Raw genomic sequence first — 24,347 nt, forward strand, 5'->3', positions numbered from 1 at the left:
AGTGATGTCGCTGGCAAACTTGACCACTTTGTACAAACGCCCCTTGGCGTCGAACAACGGGTTGTAGGACGCTTCGAGGAATACCGTCTGACCTTGCTTGTTCCTGCGCTCGAAACGATGGGAGTGATATTCGCCGCGGTTGAGCGAAGCCCAGAAATTGCGGTATCCCTGGGACTCGGCTTCGGCACGGTGGCAGAACAGGCTGTGATGCTGCCCCACCACTTCGTTGAGCGAGTACTGCATGGTTTTCAGGAAGTTGTCGTTGGCGCTGATGACCTTGCCTTCGGGCGTGAATTCGATCACGGCCATGGAGCGGCCGATCGCGGCGAGTCGGCTTTCGTTTTCGTGTTCCTTGTTGACCCGGGCAGTGATGTCGGTAGCGACCTTGATCACGCTCCTGACCTGCCGGTCGGGGCCCAGCACCGGCATGTAGCTGGCTTCGAGCCAGATTTCACGGCCGCTTTTGTGCAAGCGCAAAAAGGTCCCGCTCAGCGGCTCGCCCCGCGCCAGGTCGCGCCACAGTTTGGTGTAGTCGTCGCTGCGGTAGTACTGCTCTTCACAAAAGATCCGGTGATGCTTGCCGCGCACTTCTTCGGCGCTGTAACCCATGGCACTGCAAAAGTTTTCGTTGGCATCGATGACGATGCCGTCCGGGGTGAATTCAATCATCGCCATCGAACGACTCACCGCCGCGAGCTTGGCGTTGGCCTCGGTCAGCGCACAGCTGAAGCGTTCGATTTCCAGCAGGTCAGCCTTGTGATGTAGGTTGAACATTGTTGTTTCACCTTCCGCGCGATTTTTTGATTGATGAAAGTTGCAGGTCTTTCACATCCACCACTACGTTCCGTGGAGCAGGCACACGCATCCCTCCAAAAAGAAGGACTAGTCAGGTGATAAACGATGATCAATCGGAGGGTCCTTACAGCGACACGCTCATCAAGACATCCTTTTCTTGATAGCCCGCATGCGGGCCAGCCCTAACAGATTCGAATCAAATTCCATTTAGCGGACAGCTCCCTGTGTTCAAGTGTCGGTGCCTTTGATTGCGCACTCTGGCGGCCAGTCGACCGCCTCATCACGGTCGACATAACCAGTTACAGCTGATCATAGACAGCAACCTTGGGCTTGCAAGGCCACTAGTCGGCCAGCATTGAGGACAAAAACGATTCAGCGACCGACGGTGAAAGCGGCGTTGGCTGCCGAATTGGCGTAAGACTTCAAATCGCATCGCGAGCAAGCTCGCTCCCACAGGGGATCTCTGCTGACCACGGGTTGTGTGGGCACAACAGATCCAATGTGGGAGCGAGCTTGCTCGCGATGGCTACTTTCCAGGCACTACAAAACTACAAGCTCGCACTCACCTTGCTAGCCACCTCCCCCGGCACCCAGCCCTTCCACACCTGCGGTTGCTCACGCAAAAACGCTTCGGCGACTTCGCGGGGTTTCTGCCGTTTTTCACTCATCTGGCCCAGGGTCTGGTTCAACAGATCAATCGGCAGGTCGACCTTTTCGAAGAACGTCACCAGGTCCGGGTATTGCGCCTTGAACGGTGCCGACACGCCGATGGCCAGGCTCGCCGGCATCGAGCGCGTGCCTTTGGGGTTCGGGTTGTTGGCGTCGGCCAGGGTTTTCCAGGCTTCGGCGTCGAACGGCGGTTCGTCGAGCTTCACCAGTTTGAATCGCCCCAACAGCGGTGTCGGCGACCAGTAGTAGAACAGCACCGGTTTGCCACGGCGGATCGACGATGCCACTTCTGCGTCCAGCGCCGCGCCGGAACCGGTGCGGAAGTTGACGTAGCTGGCGGTCAGGTCATAAGCCTTGAGTTTCTGGCTGTTGACGATTTCCGAGGTCCAGCCGGTGGGGCTGTTGAGGAAGCGTCCGCGACTCGGGTCTTCAGGGTCGCGGAATACATCCTTGTACTTCGCCAGGTCGGCTACGGACTTGAGCTCCGGGGCCAAGGGCTTGATGCCGCGCTCGGGATCGCCCTTGATCACGTACTCCGGCACCCACCAACCCTCGGTGGCGCCTTTGACCGTATCGCCGAGGCCGAAGACCTTGCCCTCGGCGGCGGCCTTGACCCAGGCAGGGCTGCGTCCGGCCCACTCTTCACCGATGACCTGGATATCGTTTTTGGCCAGCGCCGCTTCCAGGCTGACGGTGCTGCCCGGCAGCGTGTCGGTCGGGTAGCCGTAACCTTTCTCAACGATCAGGCGCAGGATTTCGGTGATGAGGCTGCCGCTTTCCCACGTGATGTCGCCGAAATGGATAGGCGCCGCTTTTTCCGTGGCCGATGCCGGGTGGGACAACAGGCTCAGGGCCAGCAGCGAACTGCCGAGCAGGGTTTTGATCGATCTCATGCGGACCTCTTGTTCTTGAGTGGGCGGTTCAGGGATTGGTTGGCGCTGTGCCGGTCGCACAGGGCCTGGGAACGGGTCATGTAGTCGCTGACCGAACGCAGCGAGATACCCAACGCTGCGGCAATTTGCGGGTAGGTCAGGCCGTCGATCCGCGACAGCAGGAAGGTCGAGCGCACTTTGCCGGGCAGCCGCTGAAGGCTGCGCTCCACACGGGTCAGGGTCTGGGACAGTTGAGCCAGGTCCTCCGGTGATTCGGCGTGGATCGGCTCGGCCTGTTGCAGTTGCTGAAGGTACTGGCGCTCCAGGTCACCTCGACGCCAACGCTGAAAGAGCAGACGCCGGGCGACGGTGGTGAGCAAGGCGCGGGGTTCACGAATTGCCGTCAGGCTTGGCGCCTGGAGCAGTTGCAGGAAGGTTTCGCAGGCAATGTCTTCGACAGCGGCGGCATCGTTCAGGGACTGACGCAGGCGTGTGCAGAGCCAGTGGTAATGAGCGCGGAACAGTCCGTCCACGTGTTTGCGGTGAAGAATATCGGCGCCGGACATAGGGGCTCCTGGGTTAGGGGTCGCTGAATGTCCGGTGGTCCGGTGAGGCGAATCCTAGCAAGGAGCCTTATTCATTAATAATACTTAAAACTTATTTTTATATTCTCTTATGGAATTAAACCACAGGCACACCGAAACCCTGTGGGAGCGTGGCTTGCCCGCGAAAAATGGACCTGTCGACCCGACATTTGCGCCCTATCGCAAATCCCCATACCCCAGCCCTTCAGCTTCACGCTGATAATCGAGCACAACCTGATAGTCACTTTCGCTAGCCGGCAGCACCTGCGGCAACCCGAGGATGTCGGCAACGTCCGGCAATTCGTGCAACGCCTGATTCATCGCCTGCAACAGCCCTTCAGCCTGCTGATCGCTGACGCTGGCTGCCGTAATGTAGGGCAACGTCGGGCTCAATGCACTGCGGGCAATCACGCGCAAACCGGTCACTTCTTCCTCGGCGTATCGGGCCAGATTGGCAAATGTCACGCTGTCGATGGCCGCCAGATCAGCAAGGCCTTCGCGTAACCAGCGCAGGCTTTCACGATGACTGCCGCTGATGCCGACCTCGGCAAAAAAACGCCCGTCACGCTGCAACGGCGCCAACCGGTGGCGCAGCAAGTTCATGCCGCTGTTGGAGTCATGGCCATTGATCACGCCTCGACTGCCGCGAAAATCCGCCAGGGTCTGGCGCGGATCATCGACGCGCCCCAGGATCAGACTGCAGTGATCGCCGCCGCTGCTGTCCGGCAGCTCGTAACGCGGCCGCCCCAGCACCCGGACCTTGCCGCGCAAGGCCGTCATCAGCGGATAGCCGCAGGTTTGGGTGAGCAGCAAATGCGGCGACAACCACATCTCCATCAGTGACAGGCCTTGGGCATCGCCGCGGGTTTCGCCCAGGTGCTCGAGGATTCGCGCCAGCCAGCGTTCGTTGGCCTGGTGGATGGGGTCGGGGGCGGTGTACATCAGCAGTTCGGTGATGTGTTGGGTCATCGAGATAGTCCCATGCAACGAAAATCCCCTGTGGGAGCGAGCCTGCTCGCGATGGCGTCGTGTCAGTCAATATCCATGCAATCTGTCACACCGCTTTCGCGAGCAGGCTCGCTCCCACAGGAGGTCAGTGGCGATTGAAAAATCAGTGAAACGGATGCCTCGGGCTGTCGATGGCCTTTACGCCGTATTCACGCCATAGCTGCCCATACCCCTGCACCAGGAATCCACCGCTACGCGCCAGCCATTGCTCGCGGCGGGCCCAATAGGCGCGGGGCAAGTCGTACCAGGACAACCCCGGCAACTCGTGATGCACCAGGTGGAAATTGAGGTTCAGGAACAGCCAGCGCCACGGCCACGCCGCTTCATTGAGCACGGTACGTTGCTCCGGCGCCGCATGAGGTCGATGTTCATAGTAGGAGCGAATCATCGCGATCGACAGCGCCGGCACGCTGACCAGCAACAGGTAATGCCACACCGGCAACAGGCTGTAGCGCGCGATGAACAGCAGCATCAACAGGGTCAAGGCGCCATGGCTGAGCCACATCAACCAGGCCTGGCGCTCGCCGCTTTTCAGGCGTTGCAGTTCTTCCCGGGCCAGCGTCAGCAAGGCGATTGGCGCACCGAGCAGAAAGCGCCCGAGTACGGTTTTGTTCAACCAGTGCAGGCCTTGTTCGAACAATGAACTGCCCTGCCACTGCTCGGCATTCAGGTAACGGCTTTCCGGATCGCGACCGGGGATGGTCAGGTCCTCGTCGCGGTGATGCAGCAAATGGCTGTCGCGATACAAGGTGTAGGGATACCAGACGGCAAACGGTGCGTAGCCGAGGATTTTGTTCAACAGTGGCCAGCGGGTCGGATGACCGTGCAGCAGTTCGTGCTGCACCGACAGCCACAACACCACCACGGGAATCAGCAACAACGTGCTCAACCACAGGCCCAATGAATCACTGGCCAGAACAAGGGCGAACCACGCGCTGTACACGCCAGTCAACAGCAACCAGGTCGGCCACTCGGTGCGGGCGGTGAGGCGTTGGCGCAGGGTTTCGATTTCTTCTCGGTGGGCTGCATCGAAATAATGAGGCATGGCATTGCTCGGATCGGGGACCAATCCTCTTCTGTGCAACGACGCCCGGATTTCCTGCAGATTATTTTCAATGTGATCGCTCCCGCATTGCGCGGGAGCGATCGGTCAGCGCAGGCTCAATGCCCGAACACATTGACCTTCTTGGCTTTCTTGTCGGCGCGCTTTTCGATAGCGGTTTTCGCCGGCTTTTTCTTGTCTGCTTTCTTTGAATCCATACCTTTGGACATGATGCGTACTCCACTCGGGGGGATGTGAGATCAGGTATACACCTATCCCGGCGCGCGTGTTCTTTTATAATCGCCGCTTTGCCCACCGACAGTCCGAGACCATGCCCGACACCCACTACACCCTGCTCGACGAGCCGTTATGGCCATTGATGAACAAGTTCTATCGCGCTCACCAATCGTCGATGAAAGCCGTGCGCGACGCGCAGCTCTGGGTGGCCCGGCGTGACCAGATAGTTGCCGCACTGTGTTTACGTCCGGTGTCCGGTGGGCATTGGCTGACCGGATTGTTTGTCGATCCGCAGTGCCGGGAACAAGGGATAGCCGCCGGGTTGATTGCGGCAGCGGTGAAGGATTGCGAGCTGCCGGTGTGGTTGTTCTGTCATCCGGACTTGCGCGGGTTTTATGAGCGACGAGGGTTTACGTTCGATCCGCCGATGCCTTATGCGATGGTTGAACGGTTGAGCCGGTATGCGCGCAGCAAGCCGATGATTGCGATGGGGTTGGCGCCTTCTCAAGCCTGATGAAGATCGAACGTGGGAGCGGGCTTGCTCGCGAAGGCGGTGTGTCAGTCACCATCAGTTTTGACTGTTAAACCGCCTTCGCGAGCAAGCCCGCTCCCACAGGGTTTTGCGGCGATTTAATCGTCGGCGTTGGGATCCAGATCCGGGAACATCACTTCGGTGAAGCCGAACTTGCTGAAGTCGGTGATGCGCGACGGGTACAGGCGGCCGATCAGGTGGTCGCATTCATGCTGCACCACCCGTGCGTGAAACCCCGAAGCAACGCGCACGATGGGCTCGCCCTTGGGGTCGACGCCTTCGTAGCGAATCTGCTGGTAACGCTGCACCGCGCCGCGCAGGCCGGGCACGGACAAACAACCTTCGAAGCCCTCCTCCATGATCGGGCTCAGCGGTGTGATCAAGGGGTTGATCAGGATCGTCTGCGGCACGGCTTCGGCATCCGGATAACGCTCGCTGTGCTCGAAACCGAAGATCACCAGTTGCAGGTCGACGCCGATCTGCGGAGCCGCCAGGCCAACGCCCCCCACACTTTCCATGGTCTGGAACATGTCATCGATCAGTTGCCACAGCTCGGGGCTGTCGAACATCTCGGCCGGCACTGGCGGGGCAATGCGCAGCAGGCGCTCGTCGCCCATTTTCAGAATTTCACGAATCATGATCGGGTTTCATCAATGGTCGGTTTGATTGAGTGATCGCGGCCCAAGCCCGAGACGTGGTGTTTTTCCTCATGGACGGGACCATGCTCGCCAGCCACTTTTTCCCCAGGGTCCTTGCCCTCTCGCGACATGTGTTCGATCACCGCGTTCATCTCCGCGCCCAGCAGCAACACCGCGGCGGAAATGTAGAAGTACAGCAACAGCACGATGATCGCACCGATACTGCCATACATGGCGTTGTAGTTGGCGAACTCCTTGACGTACAAACCGAAGCCCAGGGAGGCGATGATCCACACCACCACCGCCAGCACCGAGCCCGGTGTGATGAAGCGGAATTCCTGTTTAACGTCGGGCATGACGAAGTAGATCAACGCCACCGCGACCATCAGCAGAATCACGATCACCGGCCAGCGGGCGATGGTCCAGAGCGTGACGATAAAGTACTCGAGGCCGACTTGCGCAGCGATCCAGCCCATCACCTGCGGCCCGAGCACCATCAGCGCAGCGGCGATCAGCAGCATGCCGGCAATGCCGACGGTGTAGATGATCGACAACGGAAAGCGTTTCCACAGCGGGCGCCCTTCAACCACGTCGTAGGCTGCGTTCATCGCGCTCATCATCAGCCGCACACCGGCAGATGCGGTATACAGCGCAATCACGATACCCACCGAGAGCAAACCACCCTTGGACTGCTGAAGCTGGTCGATCACCGGGTTGACCTGCTCCAGCGCCTGGGGCGGCAGCACCAGCTCCGATTGCAGGCGCAGCCAGGAGAAGAAGTCCGGCAGATGCAGGAAGCCGATCAGGGCGATCAGGAACAGGATGAACGGAAACAGCGAAAACAGCATTTGATAGGCCAGCGCCGAGGCATAGGTCGACATCTCGTCGGCGACGAACTCGGTGACCGTGCGCATCATCACACGGTGCAGGGGCAGGCCTCTCATGTCCGGAAAAATCATTCGCGTCTCCATTCGCCGCATACGGATTTGGGTTGGAGTCGTGGCGACTCAGGGGCCGTTTTCTATCATCAAGGTAGCCCAGTTGGCGACTTTGAAACAATTTCAGGATGCAAGTTCAGGCTGACACAAAAACGGCCATCCGAGATGGCCGCTTCGTGTTTTCATTAAACGGCCGGATCAGGCGTCGTCGATACCTTTTTTAAGCGCATCCTTGGCCTTGCCCACTGCTTGCTGGGCCTCGCCTTTCTTTTCCTGCATCACGCCCTCGGCACGCAACTTGTCGTTGCCGGTGGCCTTGCCGACGCCCTGCTTGACGTTGCCGGCGGCTTCATTGGCCATGCCTTTGACTTTATCGCTTGTGCTGCCCATGGTGATTCTCCTGTGAACAGTTCAGTGGGAAGAAAAGTCGTTACACAAGGTTGACCGGGGGCTTTTGCAGGGAGTTTCATTTATTTTCACCACGACATTTCATCGTTCAGTGCAGGTTGCGCTTTATGTTTGCGGGCCAACCCCCGAGAATGCGCAACACGTTCAGGCCATGGCGCTGAAGATCCAATCCCGTAGGAATGTTATGAAACTCGATAAAAAGCAGGCCATTGCCCGCAGAAACCAGGAACTCGGCGGTGCTGTGCTTGGCGTCAACAACTGCCACTTCGCCGAATTGAACCGTAATCGCAACATCTGGTGGTTCGACCTCCCGGTGACGCGCCTGGCAATCGGTCAGTACGAGTGGATCCACCTGCTGATGCACACGCCGGCCACCGACGAACTGCTGCACCTGAAAGTGCCGACCGTGTTCCTGCGCGAGAAGCTCGAGGGGCTGGTGGTACGCAATGAAGGCAAGCGCAAGGCCGCATTGAGCCTGGAACTGAGCGCCGACAAGGACTCCTTCCTGCAAGACATGCGCCCGGCGGGCACCAACGTCAACTTCGCGCCGTTTCGCCAATAAAAGCAAAAGCTTCGCGAGCAAGCCCGCTCCCACATTTAACCGGGTTCCTCCAGGAGGAATGCGATCAAATGTGGGAGCGGGCTTGCTCGCGAAAGCGGTCTGACAGACACCACTGAGCTTTCAGACAAACAAAAAAAGCCCCGCATCTGCGGGGCTTTTTGTTGATTACGCGGTGGCTTTCTTCGCGTTGATCTTCTTCAGCTCTTCATCGCGCAATTCACGACGCAGGATCTTGCCGACGTTGGTGGTCGGCAGTGCATCGCGGAACTCCACGGAGCGCGGGACCTTGTAGCCGGTGACGTTGGCGCGCATGTGCTCCATCACCTGTTCCTTGGTCAGGGTCACGCCTGGCTTGGCGACGATGAAAATCTTGATCGCTTCGCCCGACTTCTCGTCCGGCACACCGATGGCCGCGCATTGCAGCACGCCCGGCAGGGTCGCCAGCACGTCTTCGAGCTCGTTCGGGTACACGTTGAAACCGGACACCAGGATCATGTCTTTCTTGCGATCGACAATGCGCATGTAGCCATCAGGCTGGATCAGCGCGATGTCACCGGTTTTCAACCAGCCTTCGCTGTCGAGGATCTCATCGGTGGCTTCCTGGCGCTGCCAGTAACCCTTCATGACCTGCGGACCCTTCACGCACAGTTCACCGATTTCGCCCATCGGTTGTTCGACACCGGCATCGTTGACGATTTTGCACAGGGTCGACGGCACCGGAATGCCGATGGTGCCGATCTGGATGTTCTGGATCGGGTTGACCGTGGCCACCGGGCTGGTTTCGGTCATGCCGTAGCCCTCGCAGATGGCGCAACCGGTGACCGCCTTCCAGCGTTCGGCCGCGGCCAGTTGCAGGGCCATGCCACCCGACAAGGTGACTTTCAGCGCGGAGAAGTCCAGCTTGCGGAAGCCTTCGTTGTTGCACAGGGCCACGAACAGGGTGTTCAAACCGACGAAGCCGCTGAACTTCCACTTCGACAGTTCCTTGACCATCGCCGGCAGGTCACGCGGGTTACTGATCAGGATGTTGTGGTTGCCAATCAGCATCATCGCCATGCAGTGAAAAGTGAAGGCATAGATGTGGTACAGCGGCAGCGGTGTGATCAGGATCTCGCAACCTTCATTGAGGTTGGACCCCATCAGCGCCTTGCACTGCAGCATGTTCGCCACCAGGTTGCGGTGGGTCAGCATCGCGCCCTTGGCCACACCGGTGGTGCCGCCGGTGTATTGCAGCACCGCGACATCGCTGCTGGCCGGATTGGCTTCCGCCACTGGCTGGCCCTGGCCTTTGCTCAGCACGTCGTTGAACTTGACGGCTTTTGGCAAGTGATAGGCCGGCACCATCTTCTTCACGTACTTGATGACACTGTTGACCAGCAGGCGCTTGAGCGGCGGCAGCAGGTCGGCGACTTCGGTGACGATCACGTGCTTGACGCCGGTTTTCGGCACCACGGTTTCCGCCAGGTGCGCCATGTTGGCCAGGCAGACCAGGGCCTTGGCACCGGAGTCGTTGAATTGGTGTTCCATCTCCCGCGCGGTGTACAGCGGGTTGGTGTTGACCACGATCAGCCCGGCGCGGATGGCGCCGAAGACGGCAACCGGGTACTGCAACACGTTGGGCAGTTGCACGGCGATTCGATCGCCAGGCTGCAAATCGGTATGCTGTTGCAGATAAGCGGCAAACGCACCGGACAATTCGTACAGTTCACCGTAGGTGAGTGTCTTGCCCAGGTTGCTGAATGCCGGCTTGTTGGCGAAGCGTTGGCAGGATTGCTTCAACACTGCCTGAATATTCGGATACTCGTCTGGATTGATGTCGGCAGCAATTCCAGCTGGGTACTTATCCTTCCAAAAGTCTTCGATCATGGAAGCCCACTCCTCAGCAACGCGAATTCAGCACCGCATTTGATGCGATTATTATTGGTGTTTGGTCATTGGTGAATCTGGCTGATAGAAGGCCGAGAAGTCACAAAGCGCGCCGAGAGTAGCAGCTTTGCCAAGGGTCGACTAGAGCCAAAAGCGGCCTCTACGGTCACATTTGTGACTCAAGACTTGCAAGCAGTCATTTTAGAGCAAAAAACCTATAAAGCCCTGAAAGCCACGGAATTCGGGGCTCTAGCGTACGCCGAAAAGCATCGCGGGCAAGCCCGCTCCCACAAGGTTCGCGCCGTACACAAAGTGTGTGCACAACAATGAACCTGTGGGAGCGTGGCTTGCCCGCGATCCGCGCGAAGCGCGGCCATTCACCGATCAGGCGATATCACGCAACTCCCGCCGCAGGATCTTGCCCACCGGCGTCATCGGCAACGACTCACGCAGCACGATGTGCTTCGGTACTTTGTACGCCGTGAAGTTCTCCTTGCAGTAAGCCTTCAGCTCTTCAAGGCTGACGCCCGCTTCACGGGCCACCACGAACAGCTTCACCGCCTCCCCCGACCGTTCGTCAGGCACACCGATGACCGCACAGTTGGCGACGTTCGGGTGAGCCATCACCACGTCTTCGATTTCGTTCGGGTACACGTTGAAACCCGAGACAATGATCATGTCCTTCTTGCGGTCAACGATGCGCACGAAACCGTCCGGGTCGATCACCGCAATGTCACCGGACTTGAACCAGCCCTCGGCATCCAGCACTTCGGCCGTGGCTTCAGGTTTTTGCCAGTAGCCCTTCATGATCTGCGGGCCCTTGATGCACAACTCGCCGCGTTCACCCAAAGGTTGTTCGACGCCGTCATCGCTGATGACTTTCAGCGTGGTGCCCGGCACCGGCAGGCCGACCGTGCCGATCCGGGACTGCTCGCCATACGGGTTGGTACAGGCCACCGGTGAGGTTTCGGTCAGGCCGTAACCTTCGGTGATGCGACAACCGGTCAGTTGTTCCCAGCGCTCGGCGGTGGCCTTGACCAGCGCAGTGCCGCCGGAGTTGGTGAGCTTGAGGCTGGAGAAGTCCAGGGTCTTGAAATCCGGGTGATCCATCAGCGCAACGAACAGTGTGTTGAGCCCCAGCAGCGCCGAGAACCGCCAGTTCTTCAGTTCCTTGATGAAGCCGGCGATGTCCCGTGGGTTGGTGATCAGCACGTTGTGGTTGCCCGTCACCATCATGCACATGCAGTTCGCTGTGAAGGCATAGATGTGGTACAGCGGCAGCGGCGCGATCATCACCTCCTGGCCTTCACGCAGCAGCGGCTGACCGTCGCTGGCCGACTGGCTGAGGCAGGCCCGTGCCTGCTGCATGTTCGCCACCAGGTTGCCGTGGGTCAGCATCGCGCCCTTGGCCAGGCCCGTGGTGCCGCCGGTGTATTGCAGCACGGCGATGTCGTCGAGGCCGACCTTCAGCGGCTTGATGCCCAGGCCACGGCCCATGCGCAATGCGCTCTTGAAAGAAACGGCCTGGGGCAAGGAATAGTCCGGGACCATCTTCTTGACCTTGCTCACCACGGTGTTGACCAGCCAACCCTTGGCGGTGGGCATCAGGTCGCCCATCTTCGCTTCGATCAGGTACTGGATGTCGGTGTCGGGGAGCACCTCCTGGACTTTCTGGCCGAACACGTTCAGGTACACCAGCGCCCGGGCACCGGAATCCTTGAACTGGTGACGCATTTCCCGCGCGGTGTACAACGGGTTGGTGTTGACCACGATCAACCCGGCGCGCAAGGCGCCGAACACGGCAATGGGGTAATGCAGGACGTTGGGCATCTGCACGGCGATGCGGTCACCCGGCACCAGGTCGGTGTGGGCTTGCAGGTAGCCGGCGAAAGCAGCGCTCTGGCGTTCCAGTTCGGCGTAGGTCAGGGTCACGCCCATGTTGCTGAACGCAGGGCGGTCAGCAAACTTCTTGCAGGAACGCTCGAACACCTCGATCACCGACTTGTAGGCACCCAGATCGATATCCAGGGGGACGCCGGCCGGGCGTTTGTCATTCCAGAAATCAGGTTGCATTGTTCTTGTCCTCTTTACCTGAATCTATCCGGGGACCGCCTTTCTGTCATTTCTCCCTGATCCCTCAAAGGCAGAAAGCGAAAAGCGGAGCTTCACGGACACTAGCAGCTATGGCGATTCAGGCAAATATGCCCAACGCCGTCATTGACCGTGTGAATCTTCCTGCCTTGCTGTGGGCTGATCAGACGCATGCAACGGGATGCGCTATACAATGCAACGACTCAGTGCAAAGGAACCGCCATGATCCATGACACTTTCTGGCTGACCACGAGCGACCACAGCCGCCTCTTCGTCAACCAGTGGCTACCCGACGGCAGCCTCAAGGCAATGATTCTGCTGGCCCATGGCATGGCCGAACACAGCGGCCGTTATGGAGCCCTTGCGGAAAAACTCTGTGATCAGGGCTACGGTGTGTGTGCGCCGGACCTGCGTGGACATGGCAAAACTGCCGAAAACGGGACCCTGGGGCATTTCGCCGATGACGACGGCTGGTGCAAGGTCGTCAGCGACCTGGCGTGCCTCAACCAGCACATCGGCCAGCAGCACCCAGGCATACCGATCGTGCTGCTCGGTCACAGCATGGGCAGTTACATCGCCCAGGCCTATCTGCTGCACCACAGTGCCAGTCTGCACGGGGCCATCCTCAGCGGTTCGAACTTCCAGCCCGTGGCGCTTTATCGCGCGGCACGGCAAATCGCCCGTTTCGAACGCCTGCGCCAGGGCGGCAAAGGACGCAGCGCATTGATCGAATGGCTGTCGTTCGGTTCGTTCAACAACAAATTCAAACCGGCACGCACGCCGTTCGACTGGCTCAGCCGTGATCCGGCGCAGGTCGACCTGTACGTCAACGACCCGCTCTGCGGTTTCCGCTGCACCAATCAACTGTGGATCGATTTGCTCGGTGGCTTGCAGCAAATCAGCAAAGCGTCCAATCTCGCCCAGATCGACCCGGGCCTGCCGCTGCTGGTGATTGGCGGTGAATGTGATCCGGTGAGCGAAGGCAAACGTCTCAAGGATCTGGCCGACGCGTTGCGGGCGGCCGGCAGCCAGCACCTGCAACTGACCGTTTACCCGCAGGCCCGGCATGAACTGTTCAACGAGAGCAACCGCGATGAAATCGTCGCCGATGTGCTGAACTGGATCGCCCAGGTCTTGAGCACCCCTCGACCGCACCGGTCCGAATAGTTTTTTTGTGGATTTTTTAATTCGTCACAGGAATTGAGACAGATGACCCAGGTTACCAACACCCCTTACGAAGCCCTCGAAGTGGGCCAGACCGCCAGCTTCAGCAAGACGGTCGAAGAGCGTGACATCCAGTTGTTCGCCGCGATGTCCGGCGATCACAACCCGGTGCACCTGGATGCCGAATACGCCGCCAGCACCATGTTCAAGGAGCGCATCGCCCACGGCATGTTCAGCGGTGCGTTGATCAGCGCGGCGGTCGCCTGCGAATTGCCTGGACCGGGGACCATCTACATCGGCCAGACCATGAGCTTTCAGAAACCGGTGAAGATCGGCGACACCCTGACCGTGCGCCTGGAAATTCTGGAAAAGCTGCCGAAGTTTCGCGTACGCATCGCCACTCGCGTGTTCAATCAGCGGGATGAACTGGTGGTGGATGGCGAAGCGGAAATCCTCGCGCCGCGCAAGCAACAGAGCGTGACGCTGACGGAGCTGCCGGCGATCAGCATCGGCTGATTGACCAGTTAAAAAACAATGTGGGAGCGAGCTTGCTCGCGATAGCGCCAGATCAGTCAACATCAATGTTGAATGTCAGGCCCTCATCGCGAGCAAGCTCGCTCCCACAGTGGTTTCGGCCAGGCTTACGAACGCGCACGCGCTTGGTTACGCAGGGCCTTGACCTGATCGTGATTGCGTTGCACGCCATGGTACTGGCGCTCAACCAGGTCACGAATGCCCACCAGGTTGTGCTTGTTGATTTTCTCCATGGCGTCCCTATAAGCCTTCAAAGCATGGTCTTCACCGCGCTCGGCTTCATTGAGCACGGCCTCCTCGTCCTTGCCGGTGAACATCGACTTCACGTCGACCCAGCGACGGTGCAGGTCACCGCTGACACTGGTGGAGGTTTCCGGATCGCCACCCATCGAACGCACCGCAGACTGCAACTCCGCAGCGGCCGTCGCACAATCGGTCGAACGATTGATAAACAGGGTTTTGAGTTCAGGGTGTTTGATGTCTTCAGCGCAAGTCTTGAACCCGGCCTGACCGTCCTTGCTGGTTTCAATCAGGTCATTGAGTACAGAAATCGCTTCTTTATTCATGTCAGTCATTTTTCAATTCCTTCGGTGGATGAAAGATGCAATGAGTACTGCACCCTGCATGCCAGCTCGGAATCGTTTAACTATTCGTTATTTTTCAAACAGTTATCCATTAGCCAAAAATCTGTATCCGTTTTATTTGCATGATCTGTCATTTGGCCTGCATGCAGAATGCCTGTATTTTCCAGACTGACTGAATCAAGACGACCGATCGATGAATCCTGAAAAGCTCGAACTGCTGATCACCCGTGAAATGCCCTTCGGCAAATACAAGGGTCGAATCATTGCCGACCTGCCCGGCCCTTACCTGAACTGGTTTGCCCGGGAGGGTTTCCCTCACGGCGAATTGGGCGGCTTGCTGGCCCTGATGCAGGAAATCGATCACAACGGTTTGTCGGACTTGCTCGAACCGCTGCGCGCCAAACACGGCAAACCGGCCCCGCGTCACTGAATCACCTACCGAGCACCCTCATGCCTGACAACACCCGCCGCGCCCGTGATGAAGCCTTCTGGCAAACCTTTGCCGACCGCTACGATGTCGAACCCGGCCCGCTCAACCTGGAGAACGGTTACTTCGGACGCATGTCGCGCACGGTCGTCGAGGAGTACCAACGCAACATCGAGCTGATCAATCGCAGCAATTCGGTGTACGTACGCCAACGCTTCGAACAGGGCGACAGCCTGAAGATCCGCGCGCAGCTGGCCAGGTTGATTGGCGCCCCCGCCAACAGCATCGCCCTGACCCGCAACGCGTCGGAAGGCTTGCAGTCGCTGATCCGCAACTACAACCGGCTGCAGCCCGGCGATCAGGTATTGGTTTGCGATCTGGAATACGACACGGTCAAAGGCGCCATGCACTGGCTGGCGCGTAATCGCGGCGTTGAAGTGATCGAAATCGAGCACGCACACCCGGCCACCTTCGACAGCCTGCTGAACACCTACCGCGAAACCTTCGCCCGGCACCCACGGCTGAAGCTGATGGCCCTGACCCACGTCACCCATCGCACGGGCCTGGTGATGCCGGTGCAGGCGATTGCGGCCGCGGCGAAGGAACAGGGGATTGACGTCATCCTCGACGGTGCCCATGCCCTCGGCCAACTCGAATTTGACCTGACCGAACTGGGCATCGCCTTCGCCGGCTACAACCTGCACAAGTGGATCGGTGCACCGCTGACGCTCGGCTTTATCTACATCGCCCCCGAACGCCTGGCCGACATCGACCCGGACATGGGCGAGATGCACTTCCCGCCCACTGACACCCGCGCCCGAACCTCGTACAGCACCCCCAACATCCCGGCGCTGCTGACCTTGCCGCTGGTGCTCGAAGAACATTGGGCGATGGGAGGCGCCGCGGCCAAGGGCGCGCGGCTCAATTACCTGCGCAACCTGTGGGTCAGTGCGGCGCGGCGGTTGCCGGGCGTTGAAGTCCTGACTCCGGATGACCCGCGCCTGTATTGCGGCATCACCTCGATGCGCTTTACCCAACAGGCCGATCAACAGGTGATGGTCGAAAGGCTGCTCAACGACTACAACCTGTTCACCGTGGTGCGCAGTGGCGCGGCTTGCGGGCCGTGCATCCGCGTGACACCGGGATTGACCAGCACTGCCGACCATATGCAGCAGTTGATCATCGCGCTGAAAGAACTGCGCTGAACACTCACCATTGTGGGAGCGAGCTTGCTCGCGATGGTCGTGAACGATAGCGGGTGAAACCTGATGCCCAGTGTCGCCCTCGGGTTTTTCGCGAGCAGGCTCGCTCCTACAAGGGTTAGCGCCGAACCTGTGGGAGCGATGGCGTCGTGTCATTCAACACCCATGCAAACTGTCACACCGTCATCGCGAGCAAGCTCGCTCCCACAGGGGGTATGAGCCGATCCAGGCCATTTTTTTCGGGCAAAAAAAAAACGGTGCACCGACCAAGCGCACCGTAAAGCCGTAGAACACACAACGAAGTGTAGGGTGAAGCGATCAGTCCAGCAGCGCCAGGGCCTCGGCGGTGCATTCCTGAATGCGGGACCAGTCGCCGTTCTTGATCCACTCCGGATCAAGCATCCAGCTACCGCCCACGCACATGACGTTTTTCAGCGCCATGTAGCTCTTGATGTTGGCCGGGCCCACGCCGCCGGTCGGGCAGAATTTCACTTCGCCGAACGGGCCGCCCAACGCCTTGATGGCCGCAACGCCACCGCTGACTTCGGCCGGGAACAGCTTGAAGCGGCGGTAACCCAGACCGTAGCCTTCCATGATGCCCGAGGCATTGCTGATGCCTGGCAACAGTGGAATCGGGCTGGCGACGCTGGCTTCCAGCAAGTCGCGGGTGATGCCTGGCGTGACGATGAACTGCGAACCCGCCGCTTCCGCCGCCGCCAGCATGTGGCGATCCAGCACGGTGCCGGCACCGGTCACCAGCTCCGGACGCTGCTCGCGCAGAATCTGGATGGCCTTGAGGCCGAATTGCGAACGCAGGGTCACTTCCAGGGCTGTCAGGCCACCGGCCGCGAGCGCGTCGGCCAGCGGCAGGACGTCCTGCTCGCGGGCGATGGTGATCACCGGCAGGATCCGCGCTTTCGCGCAGAGGCTGTCAATCAGGGCAACTTTGTCCGCCATGGAAACGGTCGGGGATGGGTTTGTCATAGCGGCTGTTCCTTGGCTCATGGGCACCAGAAAATCTCTAACGTGGGTTGCAGAAATGCGCGCACCGGCATGGCGGCGACATCGTCACCGGCCAGTGCGGTACTCAGGGTGGTCAGCTTGGACTGACCGGAAATCGATAGAACCTTGTGCTTGGCCGAGGCCAGCAGCGCGCGGCTCATGGTCAGGCGCTGATGCGGTACGGTCGGCGCCAGCATCGGCCAGCAACGACGGACGCCATCGGCCTGCAATGCCTCGGCAAGGTTCGGGCTGTTGGGGAACAGCGACGCGGTGTGGCCGTCATCGCCCATGCCGAGGATCAGCACGTCGATCACCGGCAGTTCGGACAGCAAACGATCGGCCTGTTCCGCCGCCTGTTCAAGGTTGGCGCTGGCGCTGTACAGGCTCAGGAACTGCGCCTTGGCCGCAGGACCTTGCAACAGATAACGCTTGATCAGGCCCGCGTTGCTGTCGGCGTGCTCCACCGGCACCCAGCGCTCGTCAGCCAGGCTGACCACCACGTTCGACCAGTCCAGCGACTGCTTGGCCAGGTGCTGGAAAAACGCCACCGGACTGCGGCCACCGGAGACCACCAGGGTCGCAGTGCCCTGGGCGTCGATCGCGTCGCTCAGTTTTTTCGCCACGTTCAGTGCCAGGCTTTCAGCCAGCAGCACCGGGCTCTTGAACCCATGGGCGCTGACGCCCTGCGGCAGTTTCAAATCAGATATCGCCATACCACGACCTCCCGTCCCGCGTGATCAGAGCAATGGAGCTCATCGGCCCCCAGGACCCGGCCGCGTACGGCTTGGGCGCATCACCGGATTTTTTCCACCCGGCGATCAACTGGTCACACCACTTCCACGCGGCTTCGATTTCATCTTTACGGACAAACAGGTTCTGATTGCCGCGCATCACTTCCAGCAACAACCGCTCGTAGGCATCGGGAATCCGTGCGCTGCTCCAGGTGTCGGAAAAATTCAGCTGCAACGGACCGCTGCGCAGCTGCATGCCTTTGTCCAGGCCTTGGTCTTTGGTCATCACACGCAAGGAAATGCCTTCGTCCGGCTGCAGGCGGATAATCAGCTTGTTGCTGATTTGCAGGCGCTGCTCGGGAGCGAAGATGTAGTGCGACGGTTCCTTGAAGTGGATGACGATCTGCGACAGCTTCTGCGGCATGCGCTTGCCGGTACGCAGGTAAAACGGCACGCCGGCCCAGCGCCAGTTGCGGATGTCGGCACGCAGGGCGACAAAGGTTTCGGTATCGCTCTGGGTGTTGGAATTGGGTTCTTCCAGGTACCCCGGCACCGCTTTGCCTTCGCTGTAGCCGGCGATGTACTGGCCGCGCACCACCTGGGTGGTCAGGCCTTCCGGGCTGATCGGCGCCAGGGCCTTGAGTACCTTGACCTTCTCGTCACGGATGCTGTCGGCGGACAGGTCGGCCGGCGGGTCCATGGCGATCAGGCAGAGCAGTTGCAGCAGGTGGTTCTGGATCATGTCGCGCAGCTGGCCGGCCTTGTCGAAGTAACCCCAGCGGCCTTCGATGCCGACCTTCTCGGCCACGGTGATTTCCACGTGGGAGATGTAATTCTGGTTCCACTGGGTTTCGAACAGGCTGTTGGCGAAACGCAGGGCGATCAGGTTCTGGACGGTCTCTTTGCCCAGGTAGTGGTCGATGCGGTAGGTGCGGTTCTCCGGGAAGAACTGCGCCACGGCGTCGTTGACCTTGCGCGAGGATTCCAGGTCCGAACCGATGGGCTTTTCCAGCACCACACGGGTGTTTTGCGCCAGGCCGACCTTGGCCAGGTTCTCGCAGATCGCGCCGTAGACGGCGGCCGGCGTGGCGAAGTAGGCAATGACCCGTTGCGTGGTACCGGCCACCTCGGCCAGGGCCACATAATCTTCGGACTTGAGGAAATCGACGTGCAGGTAGCTCAGGCGCGCCAGAAAACGCTCGACCACGGCTTCGTCCAGCTCTTTGGCACCGACATAGCGGCGCAGCTCGGAGGCGATGAACGCCAGGTGTTCCTGCTCGCTGCCCGGCTCACGGGCCAGCGCGATGATCCGCGTGTCCTCGTGCAACAGGCCGGCGCCGTCGAGTTGATAAAGGGCAGGAAACAGCTTGCGCAAGGCCAGATCGCCAAGGGCGCCGAACAAGGCAAAGGTGCACGGTTCAACCGTAATCGAAAGCATGATGTTTGTTCTTTTATCAAGTTAAGCTACAAATACCTTTTTTCAAGGCATCACTCAAGGGAAAATGTAGTAATAACCACAACATTTTCGCAAAATACAGATTCCGAGTGGTGGTCGGTCGGAGCCATCAGTAGGATAGGCCACCGTCATGGGCCTCACCAAAGGCCCTTTTTGCATTAGCCGCGCGCTTATCCGCGCCGGTGAATCAAGGATACTTATATGGACCGCGTGCGAAATTTACTGGAGCAGATCCAGAATCGCCTTGAAGAGCTGAACAAGGCCGAACGCAAAGTCGCCGAGGTGATCCTGCTCAACCCGCAGCAGGCCACCCGCTTCAGCATCGCCGCCCTCGCCCAGGCCGCCTCGGTCAGCGAGCCGACGGTCAACCGTTTCTGCCGTTCGTTTGGCGTCAGCGGCTACCCCGAGCTCAAGCTGCAACTGGCCCAGAGCCTGGCCAGTGGCGCCGCGTACGTCAGCCGCGCGGTGGAGGCCGATGACAATCCTGAGGCCTATACCCAGAAGATCTTCGGCAGCGCCATCGCCTCGCTGGACAGCGCCTGCCAGGCACTGGACCCGAACCTGATCAGCCGCGCCGTCGACCTGCTGATCCAGGCCCGGCAGATCCACTTCTTCGGCCTCGGCGCCTCGGCCCCGGTGGCCCTGGACGCGCAGCACAAGTTCTTCCGCTTCAACCTCGCCGTCACCGCCCACGCGGATGTGTTGATGCAGCGCATGATTGCCTCGGTGGCCCATACCGGCGAGCTGTTCGTGATCATTTCCTACACCGGGCGCACCCGCGAACTGGTGGAAGTGGCGCGTATCGCCCGGGAAAACGGCGCCTCGGTGCTGGGTCTGACCGCCGAGAACTCGCCGCTGGCCAAGGCCAGCACCCTGAGCCTGAACATTCCGCTGCCGGAAGACACCGACATCTACATGCCGATGACGTCGCGGATCATCCAGCTGACCGTGCTGGACGTGCTCGCCACTGGTATGACGTTGCGCCGGGGCGTGGATTTCCAGCCGCACTTGCGCAAGATCAAAGAGAGCTTGAATGCCAGCCGGTATCCCGTTGGGGATGAGTTTAATTAATCCAGCATCTCCATCGCCCTGAATGGCCTCATCGCGAGCAAGCTCGCTCCCACAGGGGAATGCATTCCAAATGTGGGAGCGAGCTTGCTCGCGATGGCGGTATACGGAGCACCACAGATGCTGAACTAAACCCCCACCCGCGCCTGCAAACTCAAATGCGCCCGCTCCCCAGGCTTCAGGCACAGGCTGTCGGTGCCGCCGCTTGCTGCCTCTACACAAACGAATTCGGATATCTCATTCCAGGTCACGCCGAGCAACGGCCGTGAACCGGGATGCCACACCACCGTGTCTGCCGTATCCCCGGTATCAATGCACAACGCCCGCTGCCAGGCGTGGTCGTTGAGCTGCAATTCGCCATCATGCTGGAACACCCGCTGGCAACCGCCGTCCACGCGCAACTCGCCTTCCTGCTGACAAACCTGTCGGCTCAGCTGGTCATAACCCTGCGCACCGTCCAGCCCAGACAGCGCTATCTCACTGACATCGCCAATACGCCAGTAAGCATGCAAAGCCTGGCTCATCTGGCACGGCATGTCGTCCTGATGCTCGGTGCTCAGGCGCAAGTCCATGCGTTCACCCAGATGGGCGTGCAGATCCACTTGCCAGTCACACAACTTCAGCTGCCAGTGCAACCGCACGCCTTCGTCGTCACTGCTGCTGTCGAGCAGCTTCCAGTCGAGCAGCCGCGCCCAGCCATGGGACGGCCAGGCGTTTTCGCTCGGATGCCGGCCATACCAGGGCCAACACACCGGCACACCACCGCGAATGGCCCCGACCTGCGGCCACTTTGCCGCGCACCACAGCCAAGGCTTTTGCCCCTTGGGTTGGAAGTGCAGCAACTGCGCGCCCTGCCGACTGAACACCGCCTGACACAGCGGATGATCGATCACCAGCACGTCGCGCATCTGATAGCGCTCCCACGCAAACACCGGACGTTCGCGCAAGGATTTGAAGAAGCGTTGTAGCGGATGCTCAAGCATGTGCCACGGTCCTGAAAAACATGGGTGTACTCATCTCTCCAAACGGCCTGTGCTTATTGTTGTGGCGAGGGAGCTTGCTCCCGTTGGGGTGCGAAGCGCCCCCAAAAAAGGGACTGCTGTGCAGTCCAGCGGGAGCAAGCTCCCTCGCCACAAGGCATCCCCTCAAGCCCACCTTGTTGCTGCAAAAAAAAGCGGACAGCCATGGCTGTCCGCAAATATGCGCACATGGAGAGAAGCTTATCGCAGACGCGTTAGAACACCGACTGAATTTTCAGGCCGGCCACCAGCGCGTTGTCGACTTCATCCACGCCACCCGGGTGAGTGACGTATTGCAGGTTGGGACGTACGGTCAGCCAGTTGGTCACGTGGAAGCCGTAGTTGATCTCGTAGTTGTATTCGGTTTCACGAATGGGCGAGAACAGCGGATTGTCGTATTCCGAAACACCGTTGGCCACGTTGGTCAGCTCAGCGTTTTTCTTCACGTCATCGTTGACATGGATACGGGCGAAACCGATGCCCACGTCATCCTTGGGACGTGCGTCGAACGGGCCCTTGTACACGAACATCAGCGACTGGTAGTTGTCGATGAAGTTGGTGTCCTTGTCGTGGAAGGTGGCGTTGGCCGCGATGTTCAGGCCACGGGAAGCATCGCCGTTGTGGCTGGTGAGTTGCTGCTGCGCAACGAACCAGTAGCCGTGCTTGCTATCGTGGACGCGATAAGGGTTGCCGGTGGTCGCTGCGTCCTGGCCGTTGTCGTCCTTGAGAACGTCGTCGGCATTGGCGGTGCTTTTGTAGTAACCGACACGGTATTCGCCCGGCAGGTTGTTGACCTTCGGCGACCAGACCAGCTCGACCGGCAACACGGTGCCTTCAGTACCACTGCCGCTGAGCTTGAAGCCGTTACCGTGTTCCAGTTGCGTCGGGTTCTGGTTGTACGCGCCGATCTGAGCGTAGAGCTCGTCATTGATGTGGTACTTCACGCGGATCGCCGCCTGGCTGACCGGCCAGTTGTACCAGATGTTGGTGGCCCAGTTACCGACCTGGGATCCGCAGAACGCCAGGTTCTGGAATTCGCACGGGAAGGTGTTGAAGTCTTCACCTTCACCGAAGTAACCGGCCTTGACGTCCAGTTTGTTGTCGAAGAACTGATGCTGAATCCACAACTGGGTCAGACGCACCATGTGGCCACGACCGTAGACTTCCTGGGAGGAGCTCAAGGTGCCGGCACGCGGGTCGCCGATACGGTCGTTGGAAATGTTCTCGCCGTTACGGTTGGTGAGCTGGATCTTGGCCTGGGTGTTGTCCCAGCCGAACAGTTTTTCCAGGTCCAGCGCCGCGCCCAGGCCGAACTGGTCGGCGTAGCGCGCGGTCTTGTCATCGTTGAAGCCGCCATGCAGGTTGCCGCCGACTTCACCGACGTAGTCCATCTTGATGTCGATGCCTTGCTCGATCAGCTTGGTACGCTCGCCACCCCAATCGCCCGTCATCCACTTGGAGTCCGAGCTGAACGCTTCATCGGCCATCGCATTGCCGGCCAGAACCAGTGCTGCCGCTGCTGAAACCTGGCAGAGCAACCGGGCCTTGTTCTTCATCTTCATCCCTACATCCTCGTTTTATTGTTATTAACTTTTCTTTTTTTAACGCGGTTACATCCGGTGCAATGCGCGACAGGCCGTGCATTGCGAATCCCCCCTGTGGGAGCGAGCTTGCTCGCGATGGCGGTGTATCAGGTGACAACGATGTTGAATGTCAGTCCGCTATCGCGAGCAAGCTCGCTCCCACATTGATCTCTATCTACCTTTGAACTGTGCGACGTTGTCAGCATGCGTCTCGGCTTTTGGCACGCCGGCAACGCCCAAACGCTCCCCTGTCTTGGCATCGAACAGCAGCACTTTCGCCGGATCGAATTGCAGGGTCAGGGTCTCCCCCACCGCAGGCGCCACGTCCGGTGCCAGGCGGCAGCAGACCTTGGTCTCGTTGAGGTTGACGAAGACCAGGGTGTCCGGCCCGGTCGGTTCGGTGACCTGGACTTCGGCACGAATGGTTGGCAAACCGTTCGCTTCACCGTTGGCCAGGATGATCTGTTCAGGGCGCATGCCGAGGATCACTTCGCGGTCTTCGAGACCGGCGTCCTGCATGCCCAGCGGCAGTTCGCAACGGGCCTGGCCGCTGTCGAGCAGCGCCAGCAGGCGACCGTCCTTGCGCTGCAGGCGCAGCGGGATGAAGTTCATCGGCGGCGAACCAATGAAGCTCGCCACGAAGAGGTTGGCCGGGTTGTTGTAGATGTCCTTCGGCGTACCGAACTGCTGGATGATCCCGTCCTTCATCACCGCCACCTTGTCGCCCAGGGTCATGGCTTCGATCTGGTCGTGGGTCACGTAGACCGTGGTGGTTTTCAGGCGCTGGTGCATCAGTTTCATTTCGGTGCGCATCTCGACCCGCAGCTTGGCGTCGAGGTTGGACAGCGGCTCGTCGAACAGATAAATCTTCGGCCGCCGCGCCAGCGCACGCCCCATCGCCACACGCTGCTGCTGGCCGCCGGAGAGCTGGCCGGGCTTGCGGCTGAGCAGGTGTTCGATCTGCAACAGCTTGGAAACCCGAGCGACTTCTTCGTCGATTTCCGCGGTCGGCATTTTGCGGATCTTCAGGCCGAAGGCGATGTTGTCGCGCACGCTCATGGTCGGGTACAGCGCGTAGGACTGGAACACCATGGCGATGTCACGATCCTTGGGGCTCATGCCGCTGATGTCGGCGTCATCCACCAGGATCGCGCCACCGCTGATGGTTTCCAGGCCGGCGATGCAGTTCATCAGCGTGGATTTACCGCAGCCCGATGGGCCGACCAGGATCAGGAACTCACCGTCATCGATTTTCAGTTCGATGTTTTTCAGGGTGTCCGGCAAGCCGGGGCCGTAGGTCTTGTTGACGTTGCGTAATTCGAGAGTTGCCATCTT

At 59.7% G+C, this 24,347-nt stretch carries 23 protein-coding genes and 1 pseudogene; 7 read left to right on the top strand and 17 right to left on the bottom strand.

The annotated features are described in order from the left end of the window. From AC07YV_RS18200 to AC07YV_RS18220, 5 genes and pseudogenes are all read right to left on the bottom strand, one after another. Positions 1 to 774, bottom strand: a pseudogene (locus AC07YV_RS18200) (PAS domain-containing protein); the annotation flags it as partial. Positions 775 to 1,343: 569 nt separating this feature from the next. Then, on the bottom strand, positions 1,344 to 2,357 hold the full coding sequence (locus AC07YV_RS18205; RefSeq protein WP_007974473.1) for an ABC transporter substrate-binding protein: 1,014 nt from the start codon (positions 2,355 to 2,357) through the stop codon (positions 1,344 to 1,346). Continuing rightward, positions 2,354 to 2,902, bottom strand: a complete 549-nt coding sequence (locus AC07YV_RS18210; RefSeq protein ID WP_102700523.1) for a sigma-70 family RNA polymerase sigma factor — start codon at positions 2,900 to 2,902, stop codon at positions 2,354 to 2,356. Before AC07YV_RS18210 ends, AC07YV_RS18205 begins: the two co-directional genes overlap by 4 nt. A 195-nt stretch (positions 2,903 to 3,097) precedes the next feature. Further along, positions 3,098 to 3,889, bottom strand: a complete 792-nt coding sequence (locus AC07YV_RS18215; protein ID WP_102700522.1) for a phosphate/phosphite/phosphonate ABC transporter substrate-binding protein — start codon at positions 3,887 to 3,889, stop codon at positions 3,098 to 3,100. 142 nt (positions 3,890 to 4,031) lie between these two features. Further along, the gene (locus AC07YV_RS18220; protein WP_102700555.1) at positions 4,032 to 4,973 is read right to left on the bottom strand and encodes a fatty acid desaturase; all 942 of its coding nucleotides are present in this window, start codon (positions 4,971 to 4,973) and stop codon (positions 4,032 to 4,034) included. A gap of 328 nt (positions 4,974 to 5,301) precedes the next feature. Here AC07YV_RS18220 and AC07YV_RS18225 point away from each other — a divergent pair, with 328 nt between their 5' ends. Beyond that, a complete protein-coding gene (locus AC07YV_RS18225; RefSeq protein ID WP_102700554.1) occupies positions 5,302 to 5,721 on the top strand; it encodes a GNAT family N-acetyltransferase in 420 nt (139 codons plus the stop codon). A gap of 116 nt (positions 5,722 to 5,837) precedes the next feature. On the opposite strand, the gene def is transcribed toward AC07YV_RS18225, so the two are convergent. The 3 genes from def to AC07YV_RS18240 all read right to left on the bottom strand — a co-directional run bounded on the left by def (position 5,838) and on the right by AC07YV_RS18240 (position 7,705). Further along, complete coding sequence (def, locus tag AC07YV_RS18230) at positions 5,838 to 6,377, bottom strand: peptide deformylase (protein WP_015096556.1); 540 nt, start codon at positions 6,375 to 6,377, stop codon at positions 5,838 to 5,840. Further along, positions 6,374 to 7,336, bottom strand: a complete 963-nt coding sequence (locus tag AC07YV_RS18235) for a YihY/virulence factor BrkB family protein (protein WP_102700521.1) — start codon at positions 7,334 to 7,336, stop codon at positions 6,374 to 6,376. The genes def and AC07YV_RS18235 overlap by 4 nt, the downstream gene beginning before the upstream one ends. A 177-nt stretch (positions 7,337 to 7,513) precedes the next feature. After that, positions 7,514 to 7,705, bottom strand: a complete 192-nt coding sequence (locus tag AC07YV_RS18240; protein ID WP_007974460.1) for a CsbD family protein — start codon at positions 7,703 to 7,705, stop codon at positions 7,514 to 7,516. Between the two features lie 202 nt (positions 7,706 to 7,907). Between AC07YV_RS18240 and AC07YV_RS18245 the strand changes: the two genes are divergently transcribed. Continuing rightward, entirely contained in the window at positions 7,908 to 8,285 is a 378-nt protein-coding gene (locus AC07YV_RS18245; protein ID WP_008054262.1) for a hypothetical protein, read from the top strand. Between the two features lie 165 nt (positions 8,286 to 8,450). Here AC07YV_RS18245 and fadD1 read toward each other — a convergent pair whose 3' ends face one another. Next, on the bottom strand, positions 8,451 to 10,151 hold the full coding sequence (gene fadD1, locus AC07YV_RS18250; RefSeq protein WP_102700520.1) for a long-chain-fatty-acid--CoA ligase FadD1: 1,701 nt from the start codon (positions 10,149 to 10,151) through the stop codon (positions 8,451 to 8,453). Between the two features lie 384 nt (positions 10,152 to 10,535). Then, on the bottom strand, positions 10,536 to 12,224 hold the full coding sequence (gene fadD2, locus AC07YV_RS18255) for a long-chain-fatty-acid--CoA ligase FadD2 (RefSeq protein WP_102700519.1): 1,689 nt from the start codon (positions 12,222 to 12,224) through the stop codon (positions 10,536 to 10,538). Between the two features lie 240 nt (positions 12,225 to 12,464). Between fadD2 and AC07YV_RS18260 the strand changes: the two genes are divergently transcribed. Both AC07YV_RS18260 and AC07YV_RS18265 read left to right on the top strand, forming a co-directional pair. After that, a complete protein-coding gene (locus AC07YV_RS18260; protein ID WP_102700518.1) occupies positions 12,465 to 13,409 on the top strand; it encodes an alpha/beta hydrolase in 945 nt (314 codons plus the stop codon). Between the two features lie 42 nt (positions 13,410 to 13,451). Further along, entirely contained in the window at positions 13,452 to 13,922 is a 471-nt protein-coding gene (locus tag AC07YV_RS18265; protein ID WP_095967928.1) for a MaoC family dehydratase, read from the top strand. Positions 13,923 to 14,047: 125 nt separating this feature from the next. On the opposite strand, the gene AC07YV_RS18270 is transcribed toward AC07YV_RS18265, so the two are convergent. Continuing rightward, positions 14,048 to 14,515: a ferritin-like domain-containing protein gene (locus AC07YV_RS18270; protein WP_102700517.1), complete on the bottom strand. Its 468-nt coding sequence runs from the start codon at positions 14,513 to 14,515 to the stop codon at positions 14,048 to 14,050. Positions 14,516 to 14,717: 202 nt separating this feature from the next. Between AC07YV_RS18270 and AC07YV_RS18275 the strand changes: the two genes are divergently transcribed. Continuing rightward, positions 14,718 to 14,954 (top strand): DUF3820 family protein, encoded by a 237-nt coding sequence (locus AC07YV_RS18275; protein ID WP_003227425.1) that lies wholly within the window; start codon positions 14,718 to 14,720, stop codon positions 14,952 to 14,954. Positions 14,955 to 14,974: 20 nt separating this feature from the next. Then, positions 14,975 to 16,156, top strand: coding sequence for an aminotransferase class V-fold PLP-dependent enzyme (locus AC07YV_RS18280; protein WP_102700516.1), 1,182 nt, complete (start codon positions 14,975 to 14,977; stop codon positions 16,154 to 16,156). A 315-nt stretch (positions 16,157 to 16,471) separates the two neighbouring features. Here the strand turns inward: AC07YV_RS18280 and AC07YV_RS18285 are convergent, their stop codons facing one another. From AC07YV_RS18285 to zwf, 3 genes are read right to left on the bottom strand one after another with little or no spacing between them, the layout of a single operon-like run. Then, positions 16,472 to 17,137, bottom strand: a complete 666-nt coding sequence (locus AC07YV_RS18285; RefSeq protein WP_015096565.1) for a bifunctional 4-hydroxy-2-oxoglutarate aldolase/2-dehydro-3-deoxy-phosphogluconate aldolase — start codon at positions 17,135 to 17,137, stop codon at positions 16,472 to 16,474. Positions 17,138 to 17,154: 17 nt separating this feature from the next. Next, positions 17,155 to 17,868, bottom strand: a complete 714-nt coding sequence (pgl, locus tag AC07YV_RS18290; RefSeq protein ID WP_102700515.1) for a 6-phosphogluconolactonase — start codon at positions 17,866 to 17,868, stop codon at positions 17,155 to 17,157. Next, a complete protein-coding gene (gene zwf / locus AC07YV_RS18295; RefSeq protein ID WP_102700514.1) occupies positions 17,855 to 19,324 on the bottom strand; it encodes a glucose-6-phosphate dehydrogenase in 1,470 nt (489 codons plus the stop codon). The genes pgl and zwf overlap by 14 nt, the downstream gene beginning before the upstream one ends. A 228-nt stretch (positions 19,325 to 19,552) precedes the next feature. On the opposite strand from zwf, the gene AC07YV_RS18300 reads away from it, so the two are divergent. After that, complete coding sequence (locus AC07YV_RS18300; RefSeq protein WP_170948639.1) at positions 19,553 to 20,413, top strand: MurR/RpiR family transcriptional regulator; 861 nt, start codon at positions 19,553 to 19,555, stop codon at positions 20,411 to 20,413. A 125-nt stretch (positions 20,414 to 20,538) separates the two neighbouring features. Here AC07YV_RS18300 and AC07YV_RS18305 read toward each other — a convergent pair whose 3' ends face one another. The 3 genes from AC07YV_RS18305 to AC07YV_RS18315 form a co-directional block, all read right to left on the bottom strand. Next, the gene (locus AC07YV_RS18305; RefSeq protein ID WP_102700513.1) at positions 20,539 to 21,393 is read right to left on the bottom strand and encodes a D-hexose-6-phosphate mutarotase; all 855 of its coding nucleotides are present in this window, start codon (positions 21,391 to 21,393) and stop codon (positions 20,539 to 20,541) included. Positions 21,394 to 21,644: 251 nt separating this feature from the next. Continuing rightward, the gene (locus AC07YV_RS18310; RefSeq protein WP_102700512.1) at positions 21,645 to 22,991 is read right to left on the bottom strand and encodes a carbohydrate porin; all 1,347 of its coding nucleotides are present in this window, start codon (positions 22,989 to 22,991) and stop codon (positions 21,645 to 21,647) included. A gap of 192 nt (positions 22,992 to 23,183) precedes the next feature. Then, positions 23,184 to 24,344 (bottom strand): ABC transporter ATP-binding protein, encoded by a 1,161-nt coding sequence (locus AC07YV_RS18315; protein ID WP_102700511.1) that lies wholly within the window; start codon positions 24,342 to 24,344, stop codon positions 23,184 to 23,186. Between the last annotated feature and the right edge of the window lie 3 nt (positions 24,345 to 24,347).

The organism is Pseudomonas sp. GW456-E7, assembly GCF_059424105.1.